The 21,533-nt window shown below is 53.3% G+C and carries 21 protein-coding genes; 18 read left to right on the forward strand and 3 right to left on the reverse strand.

Features of this window, described 5'->3' with window-relative positions:
- Positions 1-34 precede the first annotated feature (34 nt).
- Positions 35-1,051, reverse strand: coding sequence for a Fe(3+) ABC transporter substrate-binding protein (locus RG807_RS07450; RefSeq protein WP_309044334.1), 1,017 nt, complete (start codon positions 1,049-1,051; stop codon positions 35-37).
- 224 nt (positions 1,052-1,275) lie between these two features.
- Between RG807_RS07450 and RG807_RS07455 the strand changes: the two genes are divergently transcribed.
- The 3 genes from RG807_RS07455 to RG807_RS07465 all read left to right on the forward strand — a co-directional run bounded on the left by RG807_RS07455 (position 1,276) and on the right by RG807_RS07465 (position 3,742).
- Positions 1,276-1,554 (forward strand): PilZ domain-containing protein, encoded by a 279-nt coding sequence (locus RG807_RS07455; RefSeq protein ID WP_309044335.1) that lies wholly within the window; start codon positions 1,276-1,278, stop codon positions 1,552-1,554.
- A gap of 55 nt (positions 1,555-1,609) precedes the next feature.
- Positions 1,610-2,230 carry a hypothetical protein gene (locus RG807_RS07460; protein ID WP_309044336.1) on the forward strand — a complete coding sequence of 207 codons (621 nt, stop codon included), beginning with the start codon at positions 1,610-1,612 and terminating at the stop codon, positions 2,228-2,230.
- Between the two features lie 201 nt (positions 2,231-2,431).
- Entirely contained in the window at positions 2,432-3,742 is a 1,311-nt protein-coding gene (locus tag RG807_RS07465) for a cyclic di-GMP phosphodiesterase (RefSeq protein ID WP_309044337.1), read from the forward strand.
- 6 nt (positions 3,743-3,748) lie between these two features.
- Here RG807_RS07465 and RG807_RS07470 read toward each other — a convergent pair whose 3' ends face one another.
- A complete protein-coding gene (locus RG807_RS07470; protein ID WP_309044338.1) occupies positions 3,749-4,897 on the reverse strand; it encodes an organic solvent ABC transporter permease in 1,149 nt (382 codons plus the stop codon).
- A gap of 233 nt (positions 4,898-5,130) precedes the next feature.
- Here RG807_RS07470 and RG807_RS07475 point away from each other — a divergent pair, with 233 nt between their 5' ends.
- The 3 genes from RG807_RS07475 to queF are packed head-to-tail and all read left to right on the forward strand — an operon-like array spanning position 5,131 to position 7,713.
- Positions 5,131-6,081, forward strand: coding sequence for an ABC transporter ATP-binding protein (locus RG807_RS07475; RefSeq protein ID WP_309044339.1), 951 nt, complete (start codon positions 5,131-5,133; stop codon positions 6,079-6,081).
- The gene (locus RG807_RS07480) at positions 6,078-6,851 is read left to right on the forward strand and encodes an ABC transporter permease (RefSeq protein ID WP_298446908.1); all 774 of its coding nucleotides are present in this window, start codon (positions 6,078-6,080) and stop codon (positions 6,849-6,851) included. Before RG807_RS07475 ends, RG807_RS07480 begins: the two co-directional genes overlap by 4 nt.
- A gap of 43 nt (positions 6,852-6,894) precedes the next feature.
- Complete coding sequence (queF, locus tag RG807_RS07485) at positions 6,895-7,713, forward strand: NADPH-dependent 7-cyano-7-deazaguanine reductase QueF (protein WP_309044340.1); 819 nt, start codon at positions 6,895-6,897, stop codon at positions 7,711-7,713.
- Here the strand turns inward: queF and RG807_RS07490 are convergent, their stop codons facing one another.
- Positions 7,714-9,159 carry an adenylate/guanylate cyclase domain-containing protein gene (locus RG807_RS07490; RefSeq protein WP_309044341.1) on the reverse strand — a complete coding sequence of 482 codons (1,446 nt, stop codon included), beginning with the start codon at positions 9,157-9,159 and terminating at the stop codon, positions 7,714-7,716.
- Positions 9,160-9,337: 178 nt separating this feature from the next.
- On the opposite strand from RG807_RS07490, the gene RG807_RS07495 reads away from it, so the two are divergent.
- From RG807_RS07495 to flgL, 12 genes are all read left to right on the forward strand, one after another.
- Complete coding sequence (locus tag RG807_RS07495) at positions 9,338-9,901, forward strand: nitroreductase family protein (RefSeq protein ID WP_309044342.1); 564 nt, start codon at positions 9,338-9,340, stop codon at positions 9,899-9,901.
- A gap of 225 nt (positions 9,902-10,126) precedes the next feature.
- Complete coding sequence (gene flgB, locus RG807_RS07500; RefSeq protein ID WP_309044343.1) at positions 10,127-10,525, forward strand: flagellar basal body rod protein FlgB; 399 nt, start codon at positions 10,127-10,129, stop codon at positions 10,523-10,525.
- A 34-nt stretch (positions 10,526-10,559) separates the two neighbouring features.
- A complete protein-coding gene (flgC, locus tag RG807_RS07505; RefSeq protein ID WP_309044344.1) occupies positions 10,560-11,009 on the forward strand; it encodes a flagellar basal body rod protein FlgC in 450 nt (149 codons plus the stop codon).
- An 18-nt stretch (positions 11,010-11,027) separates the two neighbouring features.
- A complete protein-coding gene (locus tag RG807_RS07510; protein ID WP_309044345.1) occupies positions 11,028-11,705 on the forward strand; it encodes a flagellar hook assembly protein FlgD in 678 nt (225 codons plus the stop codon).
- A gap of 26 nt (positions 11,706-11,731) precedes the next feature.
- Positions 11,732-13,672: a flagellar hook protein FlgE gene (locus RG807_RS07515; protein ID WP_309044346.1), complete on the forward strand. Its 1,941-nt coding sequence runs from the start codon at positions 11,732-11,734 to the stop codon at positions 13,670-13,672.
- Between the two features lie 88 nt (positions 13,673-13,760).
- Positions 13,761-14,513: a flagellar basal body rod protein FlgF gene (locus RG807_RS07520; protein WP_298446916.1), complete on the forward strand. Its 753-nt coding sequence runs from the start codon at positions 13,761-13,763 to the stop codon at positions 14,511-14,513.
- Positions 14,514-14,594: 81 nt separating this feature from the next.
- Positions 14,595-15,383, forward strand: coding sequence for a flagellar basal-body rod protein FlgG (flgG, locus tag RG807_RS07525; protein ID WP_298446917.1), 789 nt, complete (start codon positions 14,595-14,597; stop codon positions 15,381-15,383).
- 28 nt (positions 15,384-15,411) lie between these two features.
- Entirely contained in the window at positions 15,412-16,113 is a 702-nt protein-coding gene (gene flgH / locus RG807_RS07530) for a flagellar basal body L-ring protein FlgH (RefSeq protein ID WP_309044347.1), read from the forward strand.
- Positions 16,110-17,207: a flagellar basal body P-ring protein FlgI gene (locus RG807_RS07535; RefSeq protein ID WP_309044348.1), complete on the forward strand. Its 1,098-nt coding sequence runs from the start codon at positions 16,110-16,112 to the stop codon at positions 17,205-17,207. Before flgH ends, RG807_RS07535 begins: the two co-directional genes overlap by 4 nt.
- 8 nt (positions 17,208-17,215) lie before the next feature.
- Complete coding sequence (flgJ, locus tag RG807_RS07540) at positions 17,216-18,199, forward strand: flagellar assembly peptidoglycan hydrolase FlgJ (RefSeq protein ID WP_309044349.1); 984 nt, start codon at positions 17,216-17,218, stop codon at positions 18,197-18,199.
- A 3-nt stretch (positions 18,200-18,202) separates the two neighbouring features.
- A complete protein-coding gene (flgK, locus tag RG807_RS07545; RefSeq protein ID WP_309044350.1) occupies positions 18,203-20,242 on the forward strand; it encodes a flagellar hook-associated protein FlgK in 2,040 nt (679 codons plus the stop codon).
- An 18-nt stretch (positions 20,243-20,260) separates the two neighbouring features.
- Complete coding sequence (flgL, locus tag RG807_RS07550; protein ID WP_309044351.1) at positions 20,261-21,499, forward strand: flagellar hook-associated protein FlgL; 1,239 nt, start codon at positions 20,261-20,263, stop codon at positions 21,497-21,499.
- The last annotated feature ends 34 nt before the right edge of the window (positions 21,500-21,533 follow it).

Below are 21,533 nucleotides of genomic sequence, written 5' to 3' on the forward strand. Positions count from 1 at the left end.
AGCGAGGGTGGTTGTGCCACCCTCGCCAAAACGCTTACTCGCCGTCGTAATCTACGCGGTCAACCAATTTCACTGCTGCATTGCGCTTGTCTGCAATTTCCTGAAGAGAAAGGCTGTCTGGGTGGATTTCTCCCCATTCTGCTACCAGGCCAGTGGGTGTTACGTTCGGGTTGGCTGGGTATTCAGTATTCGCCTCAGCGTAGATGCCCTGGGCTTCCGGAGATGACAGGAACTCCATCAGCTTGATCGCGTTTTCGCGGTTCGGGGTGCTCTTGGTCAAAGAGATACCACTGATGTTGATGTGTGTTCCACGGCCATCGGCATTAGGGAACACCAACCGAACGGCTTCTGCCGTTGGGCGTTGGCTCTCATCCTGCAGCATGTTGCCGTAGTAATAGCTGTTGCCGATAGACACATCGCACACACCTTCCGCGATGGCTTTAATCTGGTCGCGGTCTCCGCCTTGGGGTTTGCGGGCGAGGTTGTCTTTCAGGCCTTTGAGCCAGGTTTCTGTCTCGGCTTCACCGTGGTGCGCGATCATGGATGAAATCAGAGCAATGTTATAAGGGTGCTTGCCACTGCGGGTACAGATGCGGTTGTCCCACTTGCTGTCAGCCAACTGCTCGTAGGTTGTGATTTCACCTTCTTCAACGCGCTCTTTCGAGGTGTAAATCAGGCGGGCACGGGTAGTAAGGCCGAACCACTTGCCTTCGGGGTGGCGAAGGTTTTCGGGAATGTTCTTTTCCAGCACATCGTTGTCCAGGCCTTGAACCAGATCGCGCTCTACCAGTTCGTTAAGGCGTGAAATGTCTACGGTCATCACAACGTCTGCCGGGCTGTTGCGGCCCTCGCGCTCCAAGCGCTCAGCCAGGCCCTGCTTTGCAAACACAACATTACTCTTGATGCCAGTCTCTTGCTCGAATGCGTTCAGCAGCGGCTCAAGGAGATACGCCTGCCGGTATGAGTAGATATTAACTTCACCGTCTGCGGAGGCGGCAAGTGGGAGAGCTGTAAGGGCGATTGCCGCAGTTGCAGCGAGTTTCATGCGCATAATGCATCCTTAAATGAGTCTGTTTGGGTTCGCATCTGAGTTTGAGATGAGTTGCGGTCTGTAAACGCCAACCATTCTCATTTCTATTACAGGTGTTGTCAATATTCCCTTTGGCGTACTTCTTCAAAATGGTGTTACTCTACGTATTGATACATACGAAATATGATTCGTATAAACACATAAAAATCTACAATGTACCGTAGTTAAGCAGTGGATCTTTGTTGATGGCTGTAGATGACCGCAGAATACACTGTCGCACAGCGATGAGTGCCAAGGTAAAAGTGACCCACGAGCAGCTGGGAGAATTTATATTCTCTACCCGCGATATATCAGATGGTGGTGTGTTCATCGTGGTCGACACTGAGCCCTTTGCTCCGGAAATGGGCGACAAGGTGAATGTTCAGGTGCAAGGTTTGCCCGTAGAGGCACCGCTGCTGGAAATGGTTGTAGTTCGCAAAACCATAGATGGATACGGTTTGCAGTTTGATGAAAGCGTAAACTAGGACACGCCCGCCGACTGCACCACCACACAGATTCCCTATGTATAGATTAGGTATCATGACCGCTTTCCGATTTAACACCTCTATTAGTGGTACTGCTGGCATTGCGCGCTTGTTGGTTGTCGCCGGGTTGCTGGTGACGCAGGCTGGCTGTGCTACTTATTACTCCCATTACGCGATGTTTCCTGCTGAAAATTCGAAAGGAGAGCCGCGTACTGTCCGGCTATCCTGGGACACTGCGGAATACCCCGGTTGGTGGTTTGTATCCGATCGCGCCACGCCTTTAACTGTCGAAACCCAGTGTAGTGAGCGAGTTTGGAAACTTTATGATGCGAGCCATGCTGAGGCAGAAGGCTGTGGCCAGGGTATCCGGGCCTGCGGGCAGCCCGGGCAGGACCGACTGGTAGAAAGCAGGCGGCCAGCGGGTGCGGACGATCAGTGTATGTCGGTGAGATCTTCGGATTCGGAAGCAAGAATTGCAGATATCCCCGGCCGGTTGGAGCTTGTCGTAGCCTGTGAGCCGGTTTCTCCGGTGAGGGGCGAAGGCAAGGAGGCGGTGAATGTTGATTACATTCGCGCATCGACGGTGCCTTATACTGTCTACTCTCGCAAAGCCCCAAGGGGTGCGTTCAATGCGCGCCCTCCAAAGTTTGAACGCTCGGTATGCGATGCCGAGTGATCGGCATTTGGATTTAGTGACATGGCGAGGGTAAGCACTGTGATGTTTGTCACGGTATTACACTCTGTTTCCGGCCGAATACAGTCGTTACTGTTTGTGTTGTTGTCGTTACTTTAAGCTACCAAGTTGTAATGGACTATTCCCTTTCTTCGGTTGAAAATAGTAGCAATCAAAGAAGTATTTGGCTCAAGGAGTGACGCGGTGGGTGTCTGTCAGAGAAAAGTAGCGGTGCATGATCTGGAGGTTGGCATGTTTGTGTCTGACCTTGATCGGCCGTGGCACCAGACACCGTTTCCGATTCAGGGTTTTCATATCCGCTCCGAAGACGATATTCGTGCGCTTGTCTCCCATTGTAAATGGGTGTCCATCGACGTTGCGGAAACAGCTGGTTCCGTTGAACTGACACGAATTGTGCGGCCGTCTTTTGGAAAAAGAAGCCAACAAAAGAATGATGGGCGCGAACAGCTTCAGCTTCCGCCGCTTAGTATACGTGAGCCGGTAAAATATCAGGCAAGCACCACGCTGAAGCGTGAAATGAAAACCTCCAAGCATCTGCTTGAAGATGCCGGCACTGCCCTTGAGCGGCTTTACGCCGCTGTAAATACCCAGGAAACCCGCGACCTGCGCCCGATTGCAGCCGTGATCAATAAAATGGTGCGCAGTGTTATTCGCCAGCCAGACGCCTTGTTATGGCTGAGCCGTGTTCAGCAGCACGATAACCATGTGTACCGGCATGCCCTCAATACGTCCGTGTGGGCGCTTGTTTGTGGTCGTCAGCTTGGTTTGAATGAAGGCTTGCTGAGTCATCTTGGTTTGGGTTGCCTGTTGTCCCAGGTGGGTAAAGCTCAGCTGCCTCAAGACCTGCTCAGTCGGGAAGGCCAGTTGGGCCCGGAAGAATTTGCGCTGTACCGGAGTTATGTCGAAAAAGGTATGGCGATGCTAGAGGATAGCGGGCTTTCCCGTGCGGTTCTCAGCGTTGTGCAGGGCCACCGTGAGCGCCATAACGGTTCGGGCTTTCCGGAAGGGATTCGTGGTGACAGGATTCCATTGCTGGCCAAGATTGCCGGGATTGCTGAGTTCTTCGAATCGCTGATTGAGCCGAGGGAAGGTTTAGGCGAGCCGATGACGCCTGCAAGGGCAGTAGCGCTGCTTTATGACATGCGCAACATAGAATTTCAGGATGAGCTTGTTGAGGGGTTTATACGTGCCATAGGCATTTACCCAACAGGCAGCCTTGTGGAGCTGACGGATGGTCAGCGCGGTATTGTGGTGTCGCATTCACCCGGGCGCCGTTTGTGGCCCAAGGTGATGGTGATGTCGGACAGCAACCGCTCGCCCCTGAAAGCCGCAAAGGTTGTTGATCTTGCGAAATACAACCAGAGCCGTTCAGCAGCCCAGATATTGGCGATCAGAGAGTGCCTTGCCCACGGAACTGATGGCCTGAATCCGGCGGGTTACGATGTTACCGGTTCAGAATCCCGTTGGAGTATGAGCCGGTTTATCAGTCGATAACCGTTTTCAAGGTGTTATAACAACCCGCAGAGTCTTCCGCACCCACCTGTAAGTAGAATCGGGCAAGAAGCTGGTCACAATCTCGGACTCGCCACCGGCAGGTCCGCCTATAAAGTATTCCACATCGGCCGTTTGCCAACTAAAAGAATGCACACTCACATCTTGTGGTCGGGTTGTGATGGCTTCAATGTCTGCAAGCTCAGCACTGCCACCAATACGACGTATTTCAAACCGTTTTATGCCGGTGTCGCTAGCCGGGTGCTTGGCTACGTGATTTTCCAGATAAAAGCGGTTTCCAATGGTGGTCGAAATGCTATCCAGCTCCCGGGTTAGATAGAGCCTGGCATCTTCAGCATCAACATCCTCCATGGAGCGAACAGAGTCGAGAATGCGTTGTCTTTTGTTGCGCAGATCTTCCTTGTACTCAATGTTCGGGTCCCATAGATCTTCGTCTTCTGGCCGATCAGGGGCTTGGTCTATTTCGTCTTCAGTTGGGGGCGTCTGGCAAAGTTCATCATCTGGCGGGTAAAAACAGATGCTGGTCAGCAACTGGTTTGCTGGGGAGGGCGCCGCGCCTGTTGCATTAAACTCGGCTTCACTCACGCGGAAATCAATGGGGCCGGAAAGGCCAGGCAGGGCCGCGTTCATCTGCTGAAGTACGCGGTCGCGGATGTCGATGCCATTGCCTTCCCGCAAATTTTCGGACCAATTGAGCGACAACAGGAATCGGGTGAGGTTGGTCAAGGTTACGTCAGTAAGAAGCTGTTGTTCGGTAATCCTGTGAGTACTGAGGCCCTCAGCATCGACAGCGGGTGTTGTGAGTTGGCTGCGTATTTCCGGCAGAAACTCGAGCAGCGTGACCCATTCCTGCGCAGGTACGTCTTCTGCCAGAAGCAGATCGCCAACTTTGAGGCGGAGTGTTTCACCTGGGTAATACTGAAAATGGCCCTTGATGCCGGTTTTACCGGACTGGCTGCTGGTTTGATAACTTAGCCCGCTAACGCCCAATGCGTTTATTGTCCCCGTGCTCGTGCCACCACCGTTATTGTTGCTGTCACTGCTCACGCACCCGGAGAGTAGTGGCGCGACAATCAACGCAGCAAGGAGCGCGCGGGGAGGAGTAAAGAGTGAGCGAGCAAGGTGAACGGCAGCCATGGTTCGTTGTACATTCCCTGAGGTTGGGCCGTGCCAACTGTGCAGTCGTGGACGGCCTTCTGTAAATTGTTGTAACCGGCATTATAGGGAGCCCAATCAGGGTATATCGGGATACCTGTCGCAGTTTGCATATTTCGCGGAGCCTGAGTGGGTGCGCATTGGCCTTGAAAAAATGGGATAAGCCTCAATAAATGAGTGTTCCCTGAACACTGCCTATTTAATCGGAACCTTTTATGACCAATGCTCTGGAAATCGAGGGGCTAACCAAAACCTACGGTAGTGGGTTTGAAGCACTCAAGGGAATTGACCTGAAGGTAACGGAGGGCGATTTCTTTGCATTGCTGGGCCCTAACGGTGCCGGCAAATCGACCACGCTGGGTATTGTGTGCTCCCTGGTGACCAAAAGTGCGGGTAAGGTAAGCGTATTTGGTTACGACATTGATACCCATCTTTCAGAGGCAAAGCTCCATCTTGGGGTGGTGCCGCAGGAGTTCAATTTCAACCAGTTTGAGAAGGTGTTTGATATTGTCACCATTCAAGCGGGCTATTACGGAATTCCATTAAAGAAAGCGGCGGTTTCCGCTGAAAAATACCTGAAAAAGCTCGGTCTGTGGGACAAGCGGAACACACCAGCACGCATGCTGTCTGGTGGTATGAAGCGCAGGCTGATGATTGCCCGTGCCCTTGTGCACGAACCGAAACTGCTGATTCTTGATGAGCCCACCGCGGGTGTGGATATTGAATTGCGGCGTTCCATGTGGTCATTTCTTGAGGAAATGAACCGGCAGGGCACCACCATCATCCTTACGACTCATTACCTCGAAGAGGCGGAGGCCCTGTGCCGGAATATCGCCATTATTGATCATGGGCGTATCGTCCGGAATACCAGTAAGCGGGAACTGCTGCAGCAGCTCAGCCTGGAAACCTTTCTGCTTGATACCGAGAAGCCGTTGAGTAAAACGCCAGAGTTGGAAGGTTTTACCTGCCGGTTAGACGATGAGGGTGTTCTGGAAGTGGATGTGCACAAAGGGCAAGCATTGAACGATGTATTTGCGCAGTTGGAACAGCAAGGTATAAAAGTTATCAGCATGCGGACCAAAGCAAACAGGCTGGAAGAGTTGTTTATCCGAATGGTGGAATCCAGTGCCCCTGAGGGCGAAGCCATCACGGAGGGCAGGGCATGAACGCTCAGGCACTGTTTACTGCGTACAGCACTATTGTACTGCGGGAAATTCGCCGGTTTACCCGCATCTGGCCCCAGACTCTGCTGCCACCTGCTGTCACCATGACGCTCTACTTTATTATATTTGGCAACCTGATCGGCTCCAGAATTGGTGAGATGGGCGGTTTCGACTATATGTCGTTTATCGTGCCGGGGCTTATCATGATGGCGGTTATTACCAGCTCCTACGCCAACGTAGTGTCGTCGTTTTTCTCCATGAAGTTTCAGCGCAGCGTTGAAGAGCTGCTTGTTTCACCAGTGCCGAACTGGATCATATTGGCCGGTTATGTAACGGGAGGAATGGCGCGCGGGCTAGGAATTGGCGTGATTGTGACTCTTTTGTCGCTGGCGTTTACCCAGCTGAAAATACACAGCCTTCCCATGGTTGTGGTAACGGTATTTCTGACATCTGCATTGTTCGCGGTGGGCGGTTTTATTAACGCGCTTTTGGCTACCAAGTTTGATGATGTCTCCATCGTGCCGACCTTTGTTCTAACGCCGCTGACCTACCTCGGCGGGGTGTTTTACAGCATCGATCTACTGCCGGATTTCTGGCAGGGCGTGTCGATGGCGAACCCGATCCTGTACATGGTTAACGGCTTCCGGTTTGGCATACTCGGCGTTTCTGATGTAAACCCGTTTGTGTCCCTTGGAATGATACTGGTGTTCATCGTTGTGCTTTCCTTTATTGCGCTCAAATTACTGGCGCGGGGCAAGGGCATCAGGCATTGATGCCTTCACCAGATACTGACAACTGTTATTTTTAGGACGTTTTATGGCTCTTGATAATGCGCCGCTTGGCAAAACCAGTGACTACCCGGATCGGTACGATCCAGCTCTGCTTTTCCCGGTAGCGCGGGATGAAAATCGCCGTCGAATCGGCCTCGAGGATGGGCGCTGGCCCTGGTTTGGTGGTGATCTGTGGCAGGCTTGGGAAATATCCTGGCTGCGGCCCTATGGCATTCCCCGGGTTGCCTGGGCAGAAATCCGGTTTCCGGCTGCGTCTCCGTCCCTGGTTGAATCCAAGTCACTCAAGCTCTATTTGAACTCCCTGAATCAAACCGTGTTCTCATCCGATGAACAGGTTGAGGAGACCGTTACTGCGGATCTCTCCAGTGTGTGTGGAGCTGCAGTGAATGTTCGCCTTTTGAGTGTTGATGAGTCTGACACGGCTACCGGGCGCCCGTCGGGATACGAATTGATTGATAACGAAACGGTTGAGGATGTGGTGTATGACTATGCGCCGGAATCACTTGCCGCATCCGGGCCTGTGGTTTCAGAGAAGCTGTGTTCACACTTGTTGAAGAGTAACTGCCCCGTAACCGGCCAGCCCGACTGGGGTACGGTGCTGATCAGTTATACCGGCTCTGCCATTGATCGCGCTGGGTTGTTGCGTTACATCGTGAGTTTTCGGCAAAAACAGGATTTCCACGAGCATTGTGTGGAAACCTTGTTTACGGATTTGTTGAGTCGTTGCAAGCCTGAGAGCCTGACGGTCTGCGCCCGTTATACCCGCCGGGGTGGCTTGGATATCAACCCTTGGCGCAGCACGGAGCCAGAAGAACAGGTTGGCCCAAGGTTGATTCGTCAGTAATCAGTCCCGGGCGCTGTCTTCTTCATGCCGCAGACGCTCTGCGGCATCTTCCAAGGCACTGAGGATACTCTGCCGCTCTTTGCCGGTGATCTTCTCGGAATCCAGGTACATGGCAAAACCGCTGTGTTCATGTTCCATAAAGCTGCGGTTTGGCCCCATGTCCCTGCGGAAATCTACCACTTCATAGATGGGTACGGGGCGGCCGAAGCCTTTCACCGTGATTTCGCCCTTGTCTCGGCACATGATCCGATCTTTGATCAGTGAGAAGGTCTCGTAGGAAACGAGAATTTCCCCCGGCTCTGCGAGAGATTCCAACCGGCTGGCAAGGTTAACTTCCTTGCCAATAATGGTGTAGTCCATGCGGTTTTCAGCGCCAAAGTTGCCTACGGTTGTGTAGCCGGTGCTGATGCCCATGCGAATTTCGAGGGGGGATTTAATGCCCTGGCTGCGCCACTTCTGCCGCATGATCTTCATGTGTTTGCGCATATCAATAGCCATGGATACGCAGGCAAAGGCGTCTTCCCGCTGGCCACGGCTGGTGGGGTCACCAAAGAAAATCATGATGGAGTCGCCCACGAATTTGTCGATGGTGCCGCCATACCTGAGGGCCACTTCAGACATGCCGTTGAAGTAGTGGTTGAGCAATTCAGTAAGCGCTTCTGGCTCCATTTCTTCCGACAGTTCGGTAAAGCCTTTTATGTCGGAGAAAAATACGGCGAGCTTTTTACGCTGGGTTTCAAGGCGAACATCTCTTTCCCCGGTAAAAATGGATTGCCATACCTGGGGTGAGAGGTATTTGGACAACTTGTGGGAGAGTGCTATGGACTGCTCGCGCTGGTTTTGAATCTGGGTTTTTGCCAGCATGAGCGCCCGCGCCTGTTGATGCGAGTAAAACGCAGTCACACAGATGTAGAAGCCAGCCGCTAGTATGGAGAACAGGCTTGTAAATAAAGGTGACTGGAACGAATCTGCGGGCCCCACCAAGGCCAAAAAAGCCAAAGCGGAGATGAGCATATACACGCAGCCGATGAGCCACTGTCGAATCCCGCCAATGATCAGCGCGCTGAACATCACCATAAGCCCGGCACAAGCGGATGGAATGGCAATCAGCCCGATGCATCCCATGAAACTGCCGCCGATCACGGAGTCGACCATCAGCATTTTTTGTCGAATGCGGGAGGAGTTTTTCAAAAACGTACGACGGCTTAACAGGTGCGCAATGTGGGGCCACATCAAGGCGCCGGCAACCAGCCACAAATGCCATGTTTGGAACACTTCCTCCCAAACGCCCACAGTAATAATGATGGCTGTGGCCGTATACGCCAGCACTCGCCCGCTGTAGTCGGGCATCGGGGGAATCACTACCGGTCTGTTCTGAGCATCGGATGCCAGAGATTTCCCCAAGCTATTGCTGGCATTGCGCAGATCTGCCGGAGCACTCATCATGTATGCTGATCACTCATGGTGCTGGAACCATTCAAATTTATTTGTAGTTTGTAAGGCACGTTTGAGAGTAAAGATTGGAAGTACGACTAAAGGTTAGCAGTATTACGTATAACCCACAATTCGCTGGCACGGTTTGAATGCTAACGGGCCAGTGTTCTGTTATTGGAAAATTATCGATATGAGTTCAGTCACTGACTTTTTGCTCAATAGGGCATCTGAGCCACGGCTGGAAGCGCCAGCTCCTGATGCCGCAATACTTGACCGGGCCTTTACTTGTGCAGCCCGGGCACCAGACCATGCATTGCTACGCCCATGGCGTTATCTGGTGATTGAGGGTGAGGGTCTGGATGCCCTGGGTGAGGTGCTTGCGGTGGGCTACTCCGATTTAAGGGGTAAGACCGACGAAAAAAAGCTCGACATCATACGCAATAAGGCGCGTCGATCCCCCATGATTATTGTTGGAATTGCGTCTCCTAAGCCCCATCCAAAAGTTCCTGAGGTTGAACAAATACTCTCAGCCGGCGCCAGCATGAGCTATCTTGGACTTGCCCTTCAGGATGCCGGCTATGGGGTTATGTGGCGCACCGGTGAACTGGTCTACAATCGCCTGGTTCTGGAAGGGCTGGGCCTTGAACAGGGAGAATCTATAATCGGTTTTCTCTATACAGGTACCGTGTCGTCGAACAAGCCTGCAGTCCCAAGGCCTGAGCTGTCGGAATTTGTTGCCCGTTGGCCAGCGTAACAACAGGTCTGCTTCCCCTGCCGATTCAGCGGGGGAAGCAGCTTGCCGCTTTCATCAGGCTTTGCCGCTTCTTTATCTGCATTATTATTCCCCGCACCTCTGTAATCCCCTAAGACACCCGAATTCAGCGTACTTCCAAAATCTGGCATCAGCATTGCTTTAGTTCTGCCATAGAACGAAACCGGCAAAGCCAAATATTGCTGGTGACAGTATTTCGGAGGTTGTATGGCAATCACTTTTGATAGAGCTCTTGGCATTCACCAGCATGCGCTGCACGCCAGGGTTCAGCGTGCGGAAATTCTGGCGAACAATCTTGCCAACGCCGATACGCCGGGTTTTAAAGCCCGTGACGTGGACTTTCAGGCCATGATGCAGAAAGCCCAGGACAGCATGAGCGGTATCAGCATGGAGAAAACCCACGCAGGCCATATGGATACCTCTGCCGGTGGCGGCGATTCAGATTTGCTGTATCGGGAGCCAGACCAGCCTTCGGTAGATGGCAATACGGTGGATGCCCAGGCAGAGCAGACCCGGTTCATGCGCAATGCGATGGATTACCAGGCGAGCTTCCAGTTTTTGAACAGTAAATTTACCGGCCTGACCAAAGCCCTGAAAGGCGAGTAATCCGCGGTTCCACGATTTGTGAAGGAGAATCACCATGTCCCTGGGCAACATATTTGATATCGCCGGCTCCGGCATGACAGCGCAATCGTTGAGGTTGAATACCACCGCCTCAAACATCGCGAACGCCGAGACAGCGAGTTCCAGCACCGACACGACCTATCGTGCGCGCAAGCCGGTTTTCTCTGCTATCCAGCAGTCCATGATGAATCCGGGCCAGCAGGGATTTGGGGCTCAGGCAGGAGAGGGTGCTGGTGCAGGCGTTCGTGTTGAGGGCATTGTTGAGAGCGATGCCGAGCTGCAGATGCGTTACGAGCCACATCACCCGGCCGCTAATGAAGATGGCTATGTGTACTACCCCAACGTGAACGTGGTGGAAGAAATGGCAGACATGATGTCTTCCTCAAGAAGCTTTCAAATGAACGTGGATATTATGAACACGGCAAAATCCATGATGCAGCGCATCCTGACACTTGGTCAGCAGTAACGGGGCGGGGATTCAATCATGAGTGCAGTTAACGCAACACAAGCCTCAGATGTACTGGCGAACTACAGAAGCCAGCCACAGAGCGGCGCCAGCGGCAAGGGCGAACTCGGCAAGAACGAGTTCATGGAGCTTATGCTGGCACAGCTTAAAAACCAGAACCCGTTGGAGCCCCAGGACAACGGCGAGTTTATTTCCCAGCTTGCTCAGTTCAGCTCGCTGGAAGAAATGCAGAAACTGTCGGGCACTGTTGAAGACGTGGTAGGGCAGTTCCGCTCCACGCAGGCGCTGCAGGCCTCTGCAATGGTTGGCAAGACGGTTCTGGCGCCTTCGGAAGTCGGTATTCTTGGAGCGGAGGGTGAAATCTCCGGCAATATTCAGGTGCCGGCATCCACCGGTGGCGTGCGCTTGTCTATCCAGAGCCCCAGTGGCGAACTGGTGCGGCAGATTGATCTTGGCAGCAGTTCTGCCGGGGTCAAAGCGTTCAGCTGGGACGGCAAGGATGGCAACGGCAACAGTTTGCCGCCCGGGCCTTATCGAATTGTGGCTGAAGCCTCGTATCCGCAGGGTAGCGTGCAGCTTCCGACTCTGGTCAGTGCAAACGTAGACAGCGTGTCACTTGGGCAAAATGGGTCAGTTACTTTAAACCTGGCAGGCATGGGCTCTATTGCTCTGTCAGATGTACAACAAATCAATTAATACCGATGTCAGACCAGGGGTGAATTATGGCTTTTAATACGGGGCTCAGTGGCCTGCGGGCTGCAGCGGTAGATCTGGATGTTACGGGCAATAACATTGCCAACGCCAGCACAGTGGGGTTCAAAGGGAGCAGGGTTCAGTTTGGCGACCTGTATGCCAGCGGCTTTCTGAGCGGCGGCTCCAACCCGATTGGCGACGGTGTCAATGTTCAGGACGTAAAGCAATCGTTTGGTCAGGGTAATATCAGCTTTACAGACAATGGCCTGGATATGGCTATTAGTGGCGATGGCTTCTTTATTCTGAATAGTGGTGGCGAAACCCGCTACTCACGTGCCGGGCAATTCACCATCGATAAAGACGGCTTTGTGGTAAATAGCCAGTCAATGCGGGTACAGGGCTACACTGCTGATGATGATGGTAACCTCTCGGGCATCCGGGGCAATCTTGAAATTGCCACGGATAACCTGGCGCCGCGGCGTACCACTAATTTACGCTCTGATCTGAACCTGGACTCTCGCCAGTCTGTGCTGGAATCCAGAGTACGGGATGTGGTGCCTTTGTCATACAATGACATTAGCGGTGAAACCTTCGACGTTACCTATACCGATGGCACTCCTGCCTATTCCGTCGATTTGAGTTCATTGCCGACGGCACGTGCGATGGCCGACCAAATAGCCGGTGCGCCGGGTCTTAGCGCTTCCGCGACAACCACTGCACGCATTCAGCACCCAACCACGCCTGCACCAGCGGGCTCGGAACTCAACGACGCCTATATTTCGACCGCTCAAGCTCAAGTCCCTAGCAGTTTTTCATTCAATCTCAGTGTTAACAATGCGCCGATTCCTATAGATACCAGTTCTGTAAACTCGCTGGTTGACCTGCGGGATGCTATTAACAGATCGAGTGATAGCGCAATCTCCGCCACTATTGACAGTACCACTGGTGTGTTGAATGTCGTTCATAACCAGGGTGAGAATCTTCAATTCAGTTATGGCAATGGAAATCCGGCCCAATCTATAGATCCAACTACGCCTGTAACTGTCTTCGGTGATGTGAATGCCATAGGCGACCGAACCATTTTAGGTCTTACATCTACAGGCGGAACTAGCAATTTTGTTGACAGTTATGGGACCTCTCCGATCCGCATAACCAATGAGTTCAACCCGCAGGATCAGCGAACCTATAACCACGCCACATCGACCTCGGTTTTTGACAGCTTGGGTAACTCCCACGAGCTAACGCAATTCTTTGTTAAAGAGCCAGCCCCTGGAAACGGTGTGGGCGTGAGTGAGTGGTCTGTGTACCTGCAAATTGATGGCGAAATGGTAGCGGGCACAGACATTACCCCCTACACGGCGCGATTTGATCAAGACGGTGTGCTGCAATCCATTAACGGCGATACCAGTGGTGAAATTCTGATCACTGACTGGGTTCCGAAAGATAGCCAAGGCCTACCTAACGGCGCCGATGGCCCTCCGGCGGCTGGCGCACCTGTGGTCACTCCCATTCCGGAGCCGCCTACTTCGTCCGCCTTCGTGTTGAGCCTTGGGGAGACCACCCAGTACGGTGCAGCCTTTGGCGTGGACGATCAGCGGCAAAATGGCTACACCACTGGGCGTTTGTCCGGTCTTGATGTGTCCAAGCAGGGTGTTCTGTTCGCCCGCTACACCAATGGCCAATCCAAAGCCCTGGGTCAGGTGGCCCTTGCCAGCTTTAATAACACCGATGGCTTGTCGCCCGTGGGCGATACCAGCTGGGTTGAAACCTTCGAGTCGGGCCAGCCAATTATTGGCCAACCTGATACGGGAACATTAGGTGGTATCAAAGCCAGTTCGGTGGAGGAATCCAACGTGGATCTTTCTGCGGAACTGGTCAACCTGATCATTGCGCAGCGCAACTATCAGGCGAACGCGAAAACCATTGAGACCTCCGATGCGGTCACCCAGACCATCATTAACCTGCGCTAAACCGGCTTTGATCTGAACATGGCATGACTCCTGCAGGAATGACTGTAAGAACACTGAAAACAGTCAAAATTCCGGCAGGAGTTTTCCCATGGACAAAGCACTCTATCTTGGTATGTCTGGCGCGAAGCAGAATATGCTTTCCCAGCGTGCCCATGCCAACAACCTGGCAAACGTAAACACTACAGGCTTCAAGAAGGACTTTGCTCAGGCCCGTAGCATGCCCGTGTTCGGTGGGCATCATCCTACCCGTGCTTACGCCATGGCTGAACGCCCCGGTACAGATCTTTCGGCGGGTGCACTGATGCAAACCGGCCGGAAAATGGACGTAGCCATTGAAGGCGAGGGCTGGCTTGCCATTCAGAACAACCTGGGCGAGGAAGTTTTTACCCGGTCTGGCAGCTTGCAGATTGATGTGAACGGCCTGGTGCGCCTGGGCACTGGCGAGATGGTTCTCGGTAACGGCGGCCCGGTGGCTCTACCCCCCTTTGATAACGTACAGGTCGGTGCTGATGGCACTGTGTCTATTGTTCCCGTGGGTGGCCCGCCAGACCAGTTGGTGGAAGTGGACCGACTAAAACTGGTCAACCCGCCGCCAGAAGCGCTTGAGAAAGGTCTGGATGGTTTTATCCGCCGCAAACCTGGCGAAGGAATTGATGGCGAAGAACCCACCGATGCGAACTTGCGCGTGGCCTCAGGCTTCCTCGAAAGCTCCAATGTGAATGCCGTAGAAGAAATGATTTCCAACCTTCAGCTCTCCCGCCAATACGAGATGCAGGTGAAGGTAATGCGTACTGCAAACGAGAATTCTGAAGCAGCGGCACGACTGTTGCAGAACCTTTGATAGCGATTGAAAACAACGCCCGTCTGGCCCAGAAGCGGCAAATCTTAGCCGCAAGCCAGGCACCGGCAAGGAGTAATGACTATGCATCCAGCTCTTTGGGTTAGTAAAACAGGGCTCAGCGCCCAGGACACCAACATGTCCACCATCTCGAACAACCTGGCCAACGTGAACACCACGGGCTTCAAGCGAGATAGGGCGGTATTTCAGGATTTGCTGTATCAGATCAACCGGCAGCCTGGAGGCATGAACACGCAGAACTCTGAGCTGCCATCGGGTCTGCAGTTGGGTACGGGTGTGCGAGTGGTTGGCACTGCAAAGCAGTTTAGCCAGGGCAACCTTCAGATCACTGAACAGCCTCTGGATTTGGCTGTTAACGGCCGTGGGTTCATGCAGATTGAACTGCCGGATGGCCAGACCGCTTATACACGGGATGGCCAGTTTCAGCTCAACGCAGATGGCGATGTGGTTACGCCAGAGGGCTATGCACTTCAGCCCAATATCAACGTGCCTGAAAACGCTACAAAAGTGACCATCGGCAAAGATGGCACTGTTTCGGCGATTACTGATGATCAGGCTGCACCGGTGAACCTTGGGCAGATTACCCTGGTGAACTTCATCAACCCTCAGGGCTTGCAGGCCATTGGCAACAACCTGTTCAAGGAAACCAACTCCAGTGGTGACCCTGCTGAGGGTGAGCCTGGCTTGGCCGGGCTGGGCTCATTGGAGCAGGGAATGATTGAGTCCTCCAACGTGGAAGTGGTTGAAGAGTTGGTGAACATGATCACCACCCAGCGCGCTTATGAGATGAACTCAAAAGTTGTTTCAACTACCGATCAGATGCTCCAGTTCATTACCAATAATATTGGCTAATAGACTGAAAGAAGTGAGGAGTGAGCTCATGAAACCGATTACATCAACCTGGATAGCCAAACCGGCAGGCACCTTTGTGTTGGTATGGATGCTGATCCTGCTGCAAGGATGTACGGCCATGAGCCGGCCCAGAGCCGAGCCGAATGATCCCGCGTACGCACCTGTGCGTGCCAACGCAATGATGCAGCGTGATCCGGAATCAGGCGCGATTTTCCAGAGCTCCCGCAACTACAACTTTTACGGCGACACAGTGGCTTTGAATGTAGGCGATGTACTGACGGTTACGCTCAAGGAGTCCACGCGGGCCAGCAAGAATGCTGAAACCAAGATCAATAAGGACAGTGATATTTCACTGATTGAGCCCACTATTCTGGGCAGGAATGATTTTGGCATCGCAACGTCCATCAAGAATGAAAGAGACTTTAACGGTAAAGCCGAAGCAGACCAGAGCAATAGCCTGGCGGGCAGTATTACAGTGACGGTTATAGAAGTGTTGCCCAACGGCGTATTGAAAGTGCGTGGCGAGAAGTGGATCTCGCTGACCAACGGCGATGAGTATGTGCGCCTGACAGGCCTGGTGCGCCCACAAGACATCGACCCGGGCAACATTGTTGCTTCCAGCCGTATAGCCGATGCTCGCATTGCCTACGGCGGTACCGGAGATTTTGATCAGGCGAATCAGATGGGCTGGCTGGCCCGGTTCTTCAACAGTGAGTGGTGGCCCCTATGATGATACGCCGGTGCGTAGTTCTCTCACTGATGCTTGCCGTCATGGCGGCACCTGTATTGGCAGACCGCCTGAAGGACTTGGCGCGTATCAAAGGTGTGCGTAACAACCAGCTTGTGGGTTATGGCCTGGTGGTTGGTCTGGATGGTACGGGCGATAAAGCACCTTTCACCAACCAGACGTTTCGAAACATGATGAACCAATTCGGCATTACTCTGCCGGATGGTGTGAACCCGAACCTGGCCAACGTGGCTGCGGTTACTGTGAGTGCCACTTTACCGCCATTTGCGAAAATGGGTCAGGAAATGGATATAACCGTTTCGTCGATTGGAAACGCCGACAGTTTGCGCGGCGGAACCTTGCTGATGGCCCCCCTGAAAGGCGCAGACGGTAATGTTTATGCCATGGCACAGGGTAGCCTTGTGGTGGGCGGGTTCGGTGCTCAGGGGCAGGATGGTTCGCGTATTACAGTGAACGTGCCCAGTGTTGGCCGAATCCCCAACGGTGCGACCATTGAGCGTGAAATTGCCTCGCCGTTTACCCGTGGTGACACGATTACCTTCAACCTGATGCGTCCGGACTTCACTACGGCGCGCCGGGTGGTAGAGGTGGTTAACGAATTTCTTGGCCCTGATATGGCCTATGCCCATGATGCAACAGCAATCTCGGTTCGTGCGCCACGGGACCCATCACAGCGTGTGAGTTTTCTGTCCATTCTCGAAAATCTGGAAGTGGAGCCGGCAGAAGACGCAGCAAAAGTCGTCATAAACAGCCGCACGGGTACCATTGTTGTTGGGCAGAACGTGAAAGTCAGCCCCGCGGCCGTCACCCACGGCAACCTGACGGTGACCATTCAGGAGAACCCCTCTATTCAGCAGCCCTTGCCGTTTTCAGGTGGCACCACTGCGACCGAGCTGGACAGCCAGATTGCCATCACAGAAGACCCGGCCCGCATGTTCAAGTTTGGGCCAGCGGTTACGCTCAACGAAATTGTTCAGGCAGTAAACCAGGTAGGTGCGGCACCGGGGGATGTTATGGCCGTGCTGGAAGCTCTCAAACAGGCTGGCGCACTGCGCGCTGAGCTTATTGTTATCTAGGTGATGTGATGCAGGATTATCAGCTTCAACAGGCCAGGGTATACACAGATTTCAGCGGGCTGAATGCACTTAAGCACAGCGCTGGGGATGACAAGCAGGCTGCGCTGGAAGAAGTGGCGCGCCAGTTTGAGAGTATTTTTCTGTCTGAAATGCTGAAATCCATGCGCAAAGCCGGAGATGTGTTTGCTGAGGGCAACTACCTGAACAGTAGTCAGTCTGAAATGTATCGGGATATGTTCGATAGCCAGCTGAGCCTGTCCATGGCTAGCGGGCAGGGCACTGGGCTTGCGGATGCTCTTGTGCGTCAACTGGGTAAAAGTATCCCTGGAATGGATGAGGAAGGTAGTCCCTTGGCCGCTCACAAGAAGCTGCTGACGGACTACGAACGCAGCCTGCCGGTCATTTCACCACGCTTACCAGAGAGAGTTGATGAAGTGGCAGAAGTGGCACAGAAAACGAATGCAGAGCCTGCCGCGCAAGCCATCAAACTACCTGAACAGTTTGAATCGCCGGAACATTTTGTAAGCACATTGCTACCAGTTGCAGAATCGATTGCGGCCGATACCGGCATTAGCCCCAAGCTGATGGTCGCGCAAGCGGCTCTGGAAACCGGTTGGGGCCGGCACATGATTCGTGGTGACGGAAACCAGCCGAGTTTTAATCTGTTTGGTATCAAGGCGGACAGCCGTTGGCAGGGTGATGCGGTGACGATTACAACCACAGAGTTCCGTGAAGGTGTGCCCATGAAGGAGCGAGCGGACTTCCGTGCTTACCCGGATTACGAATCCAGCTTCCGTGATTATGTGGCATTTCTGGAATCGAACCCTCGCTATCGTGATGTGCTGGCCAGCGCCGATCAGCCCGATGTGTTTGCCAGAAAGCTGCAGGAAGCCGGGTACGCCACGGATCCGCAGTATGGGGATAAGATCAATCGGATTATGAACCGGGATTCTCTGATGACACTTTCAATGGGCAATGGAGCCGGGGAGTAAATTATGGCGGGACTGATTGGTATTGGCCTGACCGGTATCCTTGGCCATCAGAGTGCCTTGAACACCACGGGCAACAACATCACCAACGCGAATACGCCTGGCTACAGTCGGCAGGAAGTGGTGTTCGAAACCCAGCAGGGGAACCGAACCGGCGCCGGAACCATCGGCACGGGTGTCAGCGTTATAGACATCCGCAGGCTGGCGAATGAGTTCCTTGTGCAGCAGGTTAGGGAAGACAGCACCCTGACAGGCGAACAGCAAACGTTGAATTCCGAACTGCGCCGGCTCGACAACTTGCTGGGTGGCGAGACCACGGGGCTGAACAATGCCCTGAATAACTTTTTTGCGAGCCTGCAGAACGCGGCAGAAGACCCAGCCTCCCTGCCACAGCGCCAGCTTGTGTTGAGCGAAGCCAAGCAGGTGGTCAACCGGTTTCAATCGCTGAGCCAGGAATTCATTCAGCAGCGGGAATCTGTAAAAACACAAATGCAGCAGGGTGTTAAAGACGCCAATACCCTGTTGAAAAGCATTGCCGATCTTAACCTGGCAATCTCGGAATCCCCAGGATTGGCCCAAGGCAGAATGCCAAATGAGTTGCTGGATCAGCGTGATGAAAAACTGCGCCAGCTCTCTGAACTGGTCAATATACGGGTAACCGAAACAGAGGGTAGTCAGGTTAACGTTTCTCTATCCAATGGATTGTCCCTTGTGGTTGGAAATAACGCGGCTCAGCTCGGTACCCGGAATAACGCGGAAGATCTGACCCGCCTGGAGTTCACACTCTCCACTGGTGGCCGCACTGTCAATATTAATGAGCAGATCACCGGTGGAAAGCTCGGTGGTTTGAGGCGGTTTGATGATGAGGCACTGAAACCCGCGTTTGATGAACTGGGCCGGATTGCCATTGGGCTTGCCGCCAGTGTGAACTATCAGCACGAAATCGGGATGGACCTTGAGGGGGATCTTGGTGGCCTGTTTTTCAACGATATAAACGACCTGGCTGTACAGAGAAGCCGTGTGGTGGCCAACGCCAACAACCAGTTGCCGAAAGATGGGCGGTTGGCGGTTGAGATTACTGATAGTACGAAGCTGCCTGCGGGTAGCTGGACACTGCAATTCAGTGGCGACGGCAGCAGCTTTGAGCTTATCGACAAAGCCAGCGGGGAAGTTGTAAATCAGGGCCGGTTGCCAAATCCCGTGCAGTCGGAAATTTCCATGCCCGGTTTTAATATTCGCATTGAAGGTGGCACCTTCAACGCGGGCGACAAGTACCTGATTCAACCGAGCCGAAACGCCGCCGAATCCATGGGTTTGCAGGTAGGTCGTGAAGAAGATCTGGCATTTGCCAGCCCGGTAAGGGCCACTACGGGCGAGCAGAACGTAGGAACTGGCAAGATTGACCAAGGCACCATGTTCAATGTCCGCAACCCGTTTACCGGCTCTTTATTACCAGGGTTTCAGACAGCGGGTGAGTTGGCTAATGGTCCTCTGACCATCCGTTTTGCTGCAGGCGGTCCAACGGGCATGACTTTTACAGTAACCGGTCCACCGCCATCGAATACTGGCGTGGGAACGCCAAACCAGCCCTATGAGGCAGGGGAAATTAACGATGTGTTCAGTGACGACCCTGCGGCGGGAGTGGATTACCAAGGCTTTCAATTCAAGTTGACCGGCAAGCCAGCAGTAGGCGATACCTTTGAGATTGCCTACAACAGCAACGGTGTGTCAGACAACCGCAACGCTGAACTGTTGGCTGCACTGGGTACGGCGAATACGCTGAACGGCAAAAGCCAAAGCTTCACCGAAGGCTACGCCGGTTTGGTTGAGGATATAGGCGTAAAAACCCGCCAGAGCCAGTTTGATCTTTCAGCGGGCAAGACACTGTTGGAGCAGTCCACGGCTCAGCGCGAGTCGGTTTCAGGGGTCAACCTTGATGAGGAAGCTGGCAGGCTCATTCAGTACCAGGCCGCTTACAACGCTTCGGCGCAGGTAATATCGGTGGCCCAGGATTTGTTCAATACACTGTTGCAGACGTTCCGGTAACAGACGAGGTGATGTGACATGATCAGAATTTCATCACAACAGGTGTTCTCAAGCGGTATCAACCGGTTGCAGGAGTTGAACAGTAACCTGAACAACACGCAACAACAGATATCTACGGGTAAACGGGTGAACAAGCCCTCGGATGATCCGGTGGCTGCGGCTCGCATTCTCAAGCTGGATCAAGAGCTGACCCGGGTTAAAACCTATGAGCGCAACGTGAACCTTGCGGATAACCGGCTCAAGCAAGAAGAAAATACGCTCACAAGCGCGATCGACGTAATACAACGGATCCGCGAGTTGACGGTGCAGGCAGGTAACGGGGCACTGTCCCCCAATGACCGCAAGTCGATTTCCTCAGAAATGAAAGAACGGCTAGGGCAGCTTGCCAACATCGGCAATACCCGCGATTCCTCAGGTGAGTATATTTTCAGTGGGTTCCAGGGGTCGGTGCAGGCGTTTCAGAAAAATGCCGAAGGCAAGTACGAATACCATGGAGATGAAGGGCAGCGGGTTCTTGAAATTGATGACGGTGTGACCGTACCGATCAGTGACAACGGCAAGGGTATATTTGTCAATGTGCCAGCGGCGGTGACAGGGCAGTTTGATGGTGCGACCCCTGCGGGAGAATCTATTTCAGGCGTTAAGGTGGTTAACGAGGCCGATTTGGCTGCTGCGTTTCCGAACGGATTCCCCAATGATATAACGCTTCAGGTCGATAACAGCGTGCCGCCACAGGTGTTAGCTTTCGACAACAACAGTACCCCACCGCAGGCTTTACCTGTTAGCCCGGCGGACTACGAGGATGGAGGTGTGTTTGTTGTTGCAGGGATCGAGGCACGTATTACCGGAGCAACCCCAGGTTCGCCCGATACGTTCACATTGAAGGTAGGGGAGAAACAATCCGTTTTCGGTACCATCGAAAACCTGATTGCCGGCCTGGATTCTATCAATAAAGGCACTCCGGAAGGTCAAGCCGAATATGACGATTTGATCGCGCATTCTCTGGTGAATCTCGATAATGCTCAGGAAAGCTTTATTCTCAAACAGACAGAGCTCGGCGGTCGAATGAATGCAGTTGAATCTACCAAGAGCTTCCTTGCAGACTCCTCTGTGTACACCAATGAGATTCGCTCACAACTACAAGATGTGGATTATGCAGAGGCAATCAGTAACCTGAGCTTCCAGAGCTTTGTGCTGCAGGCAGCCCAGCAGTCGTTTGCCCAGGTTTCCCAGCTGTCGTTATTTGACCGGCTGTAAAATGTTTGGCCTGTGAGGAAAACTTGCAGGCTCA

Source organism: Marinobacter sediminicola (assembly GCF_031157525.1).
GTDB classification, from domain to species: Bacteria; Pseudomonadota; Gammaproteobacteria; order Pseudomonadales; family Oleiphilaceae; genus Marinobacter; species Marinobacter sediminicola.